Below are 8,007 nucleotides of genomic sequence, written 5' to 3'. Positions count from 1 at the left end.
AGCGGGTCGACTCGATCCCCCTGGCGGTCCTCATCCACGGCGGGGCGTGGCAGGACCAGATCGGGGCCGACTCGTTCGACCCTCTCGCCCGCAAGCTCGCCAGCCGCGGCATGGCCGTCTACAACATCGAGTACCGACGGGTGGGGTCGGGCGGTGGATGGCCGACCACCTTCCACGACGTCGCGAGCGCACTGGACCACGTGGTCGAGGTGGACAAGAGGTTCCCGCAGATCACCACCGACGACGAGCTGGTGGTGGGACACAGCGCGGGAGCCCAACTCGCCGTGTGGGGCGGCACCCGGCACCTGCTGGACGACGACGAGGTCGGCGCGAAGCCGGCGTTCCGCCCGACGCGGGTGGTCTCGATCGCCGGCCCCCTGGACATGGTCTACGCGGCCACCCACGGCGACGAGAGGATCGTCACGGCGATGGGTGGCACCCCGTCGGAGGTCTCGGGGAGGTACGCGAAGGTCGACCCCATCCAGAACATCGACCCCGGCACACCGGTGGTCGCGATGCACGGGGCCCGCGATGTGACCGTGGCGCCCGAGAACTCCCAGCGCTACGTGGACGCGGTCACCCGGGCCGGCGGGAAGGCCAAGATGATCATGTTCAACGACGAGGACCACGTCTCGCTCGTGTCCGGGGACTCCCGCGCCTATCCCCGCGTGCTCGAGATCATCCGCCACGTGTCGGCGGCGGATCTGCACGAGACGACCGCCTGACCGCGCCCCCGCGGGCGGCGGACCAGGCCGTCACGCGGTCAGGCCGTCACGCGGTCACGCGGTCTGGCGGTCAGGCCAGGACCGAGTCGAGCCAGCCGAACATCCGCGCGTCGGTGAGTTGTCTGGCCAGTGGCTGACAGTGGAAGTTGGCGCCCTCGGCGGCGGTGAACCGCGCCAGTTCGGTGGGGCCGCCCGCGCCGGCGGCGAGCCGCTCGGACTGGCCGGGCCAGAACTGTTCGTCCTCCGGATCGGTCACCAGCAGCGGGGTGGTGATGTCGGCCATCTCGTCCGCCGTGAGCGCGTATTCGTGCACCTGCGCGAGGGTGTCGAAGTACCCGGTCCTGCCGTACGGGCGCGCACGGAACGCCCACGTCCGCGCGGTCGAGGACGAGAACCTCATCCCCAGGGACATGTCGCGGTCGAACGCCTCCTTCTTGCCGGAGCGGAACAACGACATCAGGCTGGAGGGGATGTGCGCGGTCCACGACGCCGCCACGTCCACCACCCCGGGGTCCGCGACCGCGGCGGCGAAGCGGTGTTCGTACGCCAGCGCCCGCGGCACCCAGTAGCCGCCCTGGCTGAGCCCGTAGACCGCCAGCCTCCCGGGGTCCACGTCGGAGCGGCCCAGGAGGAGGTCGACGACGGGGGTGAGGACCGACTCCCAGTCCGGGCGGAAGCCGATCCCCCGCTCGAACAGCATCGACTGCTGCCCCGGTCCGTCGAATAGCAGCACGTTGTACCCACGCGCGAGTGCACCGGCCGCGCCGTTGTGCGAGAGCCCGCTGGTCGCACCGTCGCTTCCGTTGACCATCACCAGCGTCCGACGGGGTCCCGGGTCGGTGGACGGCCGGAGGAACCACCCGGGCATCGAGTCCTGCTCCCAGGGGATCGTCACGCGCTCGACGATCCGGTCGGTGGTGTCGACGAAGCGCTCCCAACTCGATCGCTGCAGGCGGAAGGTGGACGTCAGCTGGTCCTCGGACTGCAGGCCGCTCGCCGCGTTCACCGCGACCGCGAGGTAGGTGGCCGCGCGCAGGTAGGCCGCCGACGCGGTCACCGTCCGCCCTGCCGCCGCCTCCCGGTCCGCCGCGGCGTGGACCCTGCTCCCGAGGTCGTGCCAGGCCCGGAACCAGTGGTCGTGATCGCCGTCCCCGACGTCGTCGACGGTCGCCAGGATCTCGCCGGCCTCGGCGGCGCCGTAGGCGACGGCGCCGAGAAGACACCGCACCTCGTAGTCGAAGTCGGGGTCCTTGTAGAAGCCCTTGCTCAGTGCGCGGTGAGGCCGGGCGGAGAAGAAGGTCGACGTGGTCAGGACCCCTGACAGTTGGAGGTGGGGGCGAGGCCGGCGAACCGGTCGGTGAGGAACTGGGCTGTCTGCGCCTGGAAGGGCACGAAGGCCTCGGAGTGACCGAGGCGGTCGTACTGCGCGTAGGTGACGGCGACGCCGCGGGTGCAGTACTCGTGCGCCAGGCCGGCGACGTCCGCGGTCACCATGACCGAGTCTCCGATCCCGTCGAGGTTGCCCACGGCGAGCAGCATCGGGACCCGCGGCGTGCCCGTCGTTCCCATCACGTTGTCCCCGATCGCGCTGACCACGGCGGGGATGTCCAACAGGGAGGTGTACGGGAGGCGGACCATCTGGGCGTCGGTCAGCCCGGGATAGTCGGCGGCGAAGGCGTTGATGCACTGCGAGCTGACGGTCTCGACGAGCTGACGGCCGTAGTCGGACAGGAAGCTGTCGGTGTCGATCCCATACGCTCGCTGATAGGCCACGACGAGCGCGGGGATGACCCCGGCCCATGTGGCGCTCCCGCTCACATACGGGAGGTTGTGTGCGATGTTGACGGGGAGCCCGCCGGCGGCCGCGCCGACGATGTTGAGTTCCGGGGCGTAGCTCGGCGCCACCTCGGCACCCCACTGGGTGGGCACGGACCCGCCGGAGTATCCGGCCAGCCCCACCGGCGTCGACGCCGGCAGTCCCACGTGGTCGATGGTGGCGCGGACACCGTCCAGGGCGGCGTAGCCGGACTGGCGCCCGATCGTCCACTCGAGGTCCGGTCCCTCGTAGTCGGGAACGACGACGGTGTAGCCGGCCGCGAGATACCCGCCGATGACGCCCTGCTCCGCGATCGCGGCCCGACCCGGGGCACCGTTCCCGGTCAGGGTGTAGGAGGGATCGCATTCGGAGCCCAACGCGTCGTAGGCCATGTGGTAGGAGATCAGCCTCGGGGGCCCCGGGACCAGGGGCCTGAGGATCGTCGCGACGGTGGCGCTCGGGCCGCCCGCCTGGTCGGTCGTCCGGTAGAGCACCTGGGTGCTGGTGAGCGGTGTGGCGAGTTCGAGCGAACCGTAGGTAATGGTCCTGCTCTTGATCACCGTCCCCGGCGCGAGATCGGCGATCGGCCCGTCGGGGGTGTAGAACGGGTCGGCGGACGGCAGGGGCACGGGTGGCGGGGCGGCGGACTGGGCCGCCGACGATCCCGTCCCGGCCCCGAGGCCCGCGCAGAACACCAGCAGGATCGCGAGGGTGCACGCGACACCCCGGCGCGTCTGACGGATGGCGGTACTGGTCCCGGTCATGGCGCACTCCCGGCGTCTCGTCGCGCTCAACGGATGGTGCGGTGGGGACCGGGTCGCCGATCAACAGCGGTGGACGGACCCGCACGCTCACTAGATGCTGTCGCAGATCATCCCAGCAGCACACGCGGTTTGTAAACAGATCGTTATGCGCCCTGTCCGTCGAGTTCGTCGAGCAACTCGACCGCCGCGCGGGCGTACTCGCCGATCCACCGGTCGTGGATCCGCTTGATCGGCAGCGGCGCGAGCGACAGGTGGCGCTCGCGGCCGACCCTGCGCCCCGTCACCAGGTCGGCCCGCTCGAGCACGCGCAGGTGCTGCAGCACCGTCGTGCGGTCACTCTCGGGGAAGAGGGCACAGAGCTCGCCGGTCGAGCGCGGCGATTCTTTGAGGGCGTCCAGCATGCGCCGCCGGATCGGGGCGGCGAGCGCCTTGAACACGGCGTCGTCGTCACCCTGACCCTTGCGCTCTCCGGCAGACATGTTGTAAATATACAACATGTCTGGAGAGCTGAGAGAACTGACCTTCACCGTCTCGGGTCGCGTGGGGCGGCCCGTCGACGCCGTCTACGAGGCCGTGGCCGACCCCGCGCAACTGTCCCGCTACTTCACCACCGGGGGCGCCCGTGGCCGGCTCGAGCCGGGCGCGGAGGTCTCGTGGGAGTTCGCCGACTTCCCCGGCCGATTCCCGGTGACGGTGGTCGAGGCCGATCCACCCCGGCGGCTGGTCATCAGATGGGAGGGCGTCGAGGCCATGGACCCCGAGACCACCACGGCCTTCGAGTTCGAACCGATCGACGACGGCGCGCGCACTCTGGTCACGATCACCGAGCGGGCCTGGCGCGTGACGCCCGGCGGCGCGGAGAACGCCTTCGGCAACTGCGAGGGGTGGACGATGATGCTCACCGCACTCAAGGCGTGGGTCGAGCACGGCATCAATCTGCGTGAGGGCTTCTACTCCTGAGCCCACCCAGGTGCGGAAGTGGAGGGATTTGAACCCCCGGTGCTGTTGAGGCACGCTCGCTTTCAAGGCGAGTGCATTCGGCCGCTCTGCCACACTTCCCTGTCGTCCGCCACGACACGCTCGAGTGCGTGGTTCCACGTGGAACACGCGGAGACGACGGTGCTCATCGTAGTGGACCCCGCCCGCCCGCACCCAGCCCGGCTGCCGACCGGGGCCATCGCGGCTACGGTCGAGGGCATGAAGGCCATCGAGTATCGCAACGGTCCCGATTCCCTCCGTCTGACGGAGGTCGACGATCCGATCCCCGGTCCCGGCGAGGTGCTCGTCGACGTGGCGGCCACGGCCGTCAACCGCGCCGACCTGCTGCAGTCCAAGGGGCACTACCCGCCCCCGCCCGGTGCGTCGGAGATCCTCGGCCTCGAGTGCTCGGGGCGGATCTCCGCCGTGGGCGAGGGCGTCGAGGGCCTGGCCGTCGGCGACGAGGTGTGCGCCCTCCTGGCCGGCGGCGGGTACGCCGAGAAGGTGGCCGTGCCCGCCGGACAGGTCATGCCCGTGCCGGTCGGGGTGTCGTTGCACGAGGCCGCGTCACTTCCCGAGGTGGCCTGCACGGTGTGGTCCAACCTCGTCATGACGGGCGGGCTCGGCCGCGGCGTCCTGACACCCAACGCCCGCTGGGGCGACTCGGAGCTCGGGGCCCCGCGGGTGCTGATCCACGGTGGGGCGGGTGGCATCGGCTCCCACGCGATCCAGGTCTGCCGCGCGCTCGGCGCCCGCGTGGCCACCACCGCCGGAGGTCCCGAGAAGGTCCGGAAGTGTCGCGAGCTCGGCGCCGACCTGGCGATCGACTACCGCGAGGACGAGTTCCCCGACCGGGTCAGGGAGTGGACCGACGACGACGAGAGAGGCCGTGGCGTCGACCTGATCCTCGACGTGATGGGCGCGAAGTACCTCGAACCCAACATCGCCTCACTCGCCCCGGACGGCCGACTGATCGTGATCGGCATGCAGGGCGGGGTGAAGGGCGAGCTGAACCTGGGAGCCCTGCTCCCGCGCCGCGCCGGTGTGCTGGCCACCAACCTCCGGGCCCGCCCGGTGGACGGTCCCGGCGGCAAGACCGGCATCTGCCGGGAGGTGGTGGACCACGTCTGGCCGATGATCGCGGCGGGAGACGTGACCACCCGCGTCTCGCGTGAGATCCCGCTGGAGCGGGCAGCGGAGGCGCTGGGCCTGCTCGAGTCGGGAGAGAGCCACGGCAAGATCATGCTGACCGTCGACTGATCACTGACCGTCGAGTGACCGAGGAGGAACTGACGATGGCCGCCACCGCAGACGCCGACGACCCCGGTGCCGAGCACGGTCCAGCCACCTTCATGACCGCGAGTCGCACGATCCCGGCGTCCGCGTCGGAGGTCTTCGCGCTGCTGGCCGATCCGACCCGCCACAAGGACACCGAACCCGGGGACTGGGTACGCGACGCGGTCACGACGGAGGCCATCAGCGGGGTCAGGGACGTCTTCGCGATCAACATGTACAGGGAGGCCGGGGGCGGTGACTACGTCATACGCAACGTGGTCACGGCATTCGAACCGGACCGCACGATCGAATGGGAGCCCGGCCGGACCGACGAGGCCGGTCACCTCTCCACCGGCGGGTGGAGTTGGCGGTACGACCTGGCCCCGGCGGGCGCGTCCACCGACGTCACCCTCCGGTACGACTGGACCCGCACACGGGAGGGGTTCGCCGCCGAGATCGGCGGGATGCCGCCGTTCGGACGCGATTTCCTCGAGGCGTCACTGGCCTCGCTCGAGGCGGCGTTGGCGAACTGAGCCCGGGTGATGCGCTCGTGGGATGAGCCGGCGCGGTGAGCGGGTACGACGGTCAGCCCGCCGGGAGGTGGTCCAGCATCTCGAGCACCTCGTCGCACCAGCTCACCCACGCCTGCTCCACCTGGATGCCCAGCGTGAGCACCCGGTGCTGGAGGAGGTCGCGGGCGTCCCCCGGGTCGGGCCGGGCGAAGTCCCTGTCCTCGATCTCGCGGTAGCGGCGGAGGTTGGCGGCCCGCTGGTCGCGGTGGTGCGTCAGCGCCTCCCGGACCTCGTGGACCGCCCCCGTCGCGGCCGCGGCACGCACCCGCACCGCCATGGTGGACCGCATCGGGTCGGGCTCGTCCGGCTCGCGGATCCACTCGGTGAGCAGCCTCCGGCCGTCCTCGGTGACCTCGAAGCGGCGCGGGTTACCCCGCGAGGGGGCGCCCTCGAGCGGGAGCTCCCGGATCAGTCCGGACTCCCCCAGTCGATCCAGCTCCCGGTAGATCTGCTGGTGGGTCGCCGGCCAGAAGTACCCGATGGACTTGTCGAACCTCCGCGCCAGCTCGATCCCGCTCCCCGCCCGCTCGGTGAGGGAGGTGAGGATCGCGAACTTCAGCGACACGGTGTCAGCGCGCTGCCAGAGCGGACGCCGCCTGCTCGTACTCCGCGCGGAGCCGCTCGACCAGGTCGCGGACCGAACCCGTCGAGGTGACCGCGCCGACGCCCTGGCCCGCACCCCAGATATCGCGCCACGCCTTGGAGTCCGCGCCCCCACCGGAGCCGAAGTCCATCGCCGTGGGATCCGAGACGGGCAGGTCGTCGGGGTTCAGCCCCGCCGCCTCGATGCTGCCCCGGAGGTAGTTCCCGTGGATGCCCGTGAACAGGTTGCTGTAGACGATGTCGGAGGCGGAGCTGTCGACGATCATCTGCTTGTACTCCGCGGCCGCGCGGGACTCCTCGGTCGCGAGGAACGCCGAACCCACGTAGGCCAGGTCGGCGCCGGCGGCCTGCGCGGCGAGGATCGACCGACCGTGCGCGATCGCCCCGGAGAGCAGCAGCGGGCCGTCGAACCACTCGCGGATCTCCTGGATCAGGGCGAACGGAGACTGCGTCCCGGCGTGGCCCCCGGCGCCGGCGGCGACCGCCACGAGCCCGTCGGCGCCCTTCTCGATGGCTTTGCGGGCGAACCTGTCGTTGATCACGTCGTGCAGCACGATGCCGCCGTAGGAGTGGACGGCGTCGTTGACCTCGGTACGGGCACCGAGGGAGGTGATGACGATCGGCACCTCGTGCTCGACGACGGTCGCCAGGTCCTGCTCGAGCCGGTCGTTGGACCGGTGGACGATCTGGTTGACGGCGAACGGGGCCACGTACCGGTCCGGGTTCGCCGCCGCGAAGGCCGCGTTGCTCTCTGTGACCTGGTCCAGCCACTCCCCCAGGACCGACTGCGGTCGTGCGTTGAGCGCCGGGAACGACCCGATCACGCCGGCCTGGCACTGTGCGGCCACCAGCTCGGGGCCGGAGTAGATGAACATCGGCGAGGCGACCACCGGCACGGTGAGCGGGCCGGCGAGGACGGAGGGAAGGGCCATGAGCAGTCCTTTCGGGACCGGGATGTGGTCGGCGTTCCCCCGACCGTACGGCCGCCCACGGTTTTGTGCAACTAGTTGCACAAAGATCCGGACGCACGCCGGCGGAGCGTCCTGATCACCTCACCGCGCACCGACCGGGTAGATCTCCTCCGCCAGACGCTCCGCCCCCGACACGAGTGAGGCGACCGTCGCGGGAGCGAAGCCGCCCGAGTCCGGAATCGCGGGGATCCCCGTCGACCCGGCCGCGTCGGGCTCACCGGCCCCCGCGGTCTCCGCCCTCAGCCCCGCCTCAGCCCTCAGCCCCGCCTCGGCTCTCACCGACCCCCACGGGGACCCGGCGGC

9 protein-coding genes, 1 tRNA gene and 1 pseudogene are annotated in these 8,007 nt (G+C 71.0%); 4 read left to right on the top strand and 7 right to left on the bottom strand.

Annotated features, from left to right (window positions below):
• The coding region (locus G6017_RS08625; protein WP_182616950.1) for an alpha/beta hydrolase family protein at window positions 1-725 on the top strand (725 nt) is incomplete at its 5' end.
• Window positions 726-795: 70 nt separating this feature from the next.
• Here the strand turns inward: G6017_RS08625 and G6017_RS08620 are convergent.
• The 3 genes from G6017_RS08620 to G6017_RS08610 all read right to left on the bottom strand — a co-directional run bounded on the left by G6017_RS08620 (window position 796) and on the right by G6017_RS08610 (window position 3,784).
• Window positions 796-2,037, bottom strand: a complete 1,242-nt coding sequence (locus G6017_RS08620; protein ID WP_176474997.1) for an alpha/beta hydrolase family protein — start codon at window positions 2,035-2,037, stop codon at window positions 796-798.
• A complete protein-coding gene (locus G6017_RS08615) occupies window positions 2,034-3,305 on the bottom strand; it encodes a lipase family protein (protein ID WP_241731438.1) in 1,272 nt (423 codons plus the stop codon). The genes G6017_RS08620 and G6017_RS08615 overlap by 4 nt, the downstream gene beginning before the upstream one ends.
• A gap of 143 nt (window positions 3,306-3,448) precedes the next feature.
• Complete coding sequence (locus G6017_RS08610; RefSeq protein WP_241731437.1) at window positions 3,449-3,784, bottom strand: ArsR/SmtB family transcription factor; 336 nt, start codon at window positions 3,782-3,784, stop codon at window positions 3,449-3,451.
• Window positions 3,785-3,800: 16 nt separating this feature from the next.
• On the opposite strand from G6017_RS08610, the gene G6017_RS08605 reads away from it, so the two are divergent.
• The gene (locus G6017_RS08605; protein ID WP_182616948.1) at window positions 3,801-4,265 is read left to right on the top strand and encodes an SRPBCC domain-containing protein; all 465 of its coding nucleotides are present in this window, start codon (window positions 3,801-3,803) and stop codon (window positions 4,263-4,265) included.
• A 13-nt stretch (window positions 4,266-4,278) separates the two neighbouring features.
• Here the strand turns inward: G6017_RS08605 and G6017_RS08600 are convergent.
• Window positions 4,279-4,364: transfer RNA gene (locus tag G6017_RS08600), tRNA-Ser, on the bottom strand.
• A gap of 138 nt (window positions 4,365-4,502) precedes the next feature.
• Between G6017_RS08600 and G6017_RS08595 the strand changes: the two genes are divergently transcribed.
• Together G6017_RS08595 and G6017_RS08590 are read left to right on the top strand one after the other, a co-directional pair.
• Entirely contained in the window at window positions 4,503-5,543 is a 1,041-nt protein-coding gene (locus tag G6017_RS08595) for an NAD(P)H-quinone oxidoreductase (RefSeq protein WP_182616946.1), read from the top strand.
• Window positions 5,544-5,635: 92 nt separating this feature from the next.
• A complete protein-coding gene (locus tag G6017_RS08590; RefSeq protein WP_182616951.1) occupies window positions 5,636-6,091 on the top strand; it encodes an SRPBCC family protein in 456 nt (151 codons plus the stop codon).
• Between the two features lie 52 nt (window positions 6,092-6,143).
• On the opposite strand, the gene G6017_RS08585 is transcribed toward G6017_RS08590, so the two are convergent.
• The 3 genes and pseudogenes from G6017_RS08585 to G6017_RS08575 form a co-directional block, all read right to left on the bottom strand.
• Window positions 6,144-6,695 (bottom strand): PadR family transcriptional regulator, encoded by a 552-nt coding sequence (locus G6017_RS08585; RefSeq protein ID WP_182610086.1) that lies wholly within the window; start codon window positions 6,693-6,695, stop codon window positions 6,144-6,146.
• A gap of 4 nt (window positions 6,696-6,699) precedes the next feature.
• Window positions 6,700-7,665, bottom strand: a complete 966-nt coding sequence (locus tag G6017_RS08580; protein ID WP_182616944.1) for an NAD(P)H-dependent flavin oxidoreductase — start codon at window positions 7,663-7,665, stop codon at window positions 6,700-6,702.
• Between the two features lie 120 nt (window positions 7,666-7,785).
• A pseudogene (locus tag G6017_RS08575) lies at window positions 7,786-8,007 on the bottom strand (hypothetical protein); the annotation flags it as partial.

Source organism: Dietzia sp. B44, from assembly GCF_014145245.1.
Classification (GTDB): domain Bacteria; phylum Actinomycetota; class Actinomycetes; order Mycobacteriales; family Mycobacteriaceae; genus Dietzia; species Dietzia natronolimnaea.
The sequence above is the reverse complement of the archived record's forward strand: the minus strand, read 5'-3'. Positions and strand labels throughout refer to the sequence as shown.

Bases quoted from the DNA above. Each gene is read 5' to 3' on its own strand.
- G6017_RS08605 (WP_182616948.1), top strand. From the start codon at position 3,801: ATGTCTGGAGAGCTGAGAGAACTGACCTTCACCGTCTCGGGTCGCGTG.
- G6017_RS08590 (WP_182616951.1), top strand. From the start codon at position 5,636: ATGACCGCGAGTCGCACGATCCCGGCGTCCGCGTCGGAGGTCTTCGCG.
- G6017_RS08595 (WP_182616946.1), top strand. From the start codon at position 4,503: ATGAAGGCCATCGAGTATCGCAACGGTCCCGATTCCCTCCGTCTGACG.
- G6017_RS08615 (WP_241731438.1), bottom strand. From the start codon at position 3,305: ATGACCGGGACCAGTACCGCCATCCGTCAGACGCGCCGGGGTGTCGCG.
- G6017_RS08580 (WP_182616944.1), bottom strand. From the start codon at position 7,665: ATGGCCCTTCCCTCCGTCCTCGCCGGCCCGCTCACCGTGCCGGTGGTC.
- G6017_RS08610 (WP_241731437.1), bottom strand. From the start codon at position 3,784: ATGTCTGCCGGAGAGCGCAAGGGTCAGGGTGACGACGACGCCGTGTTC.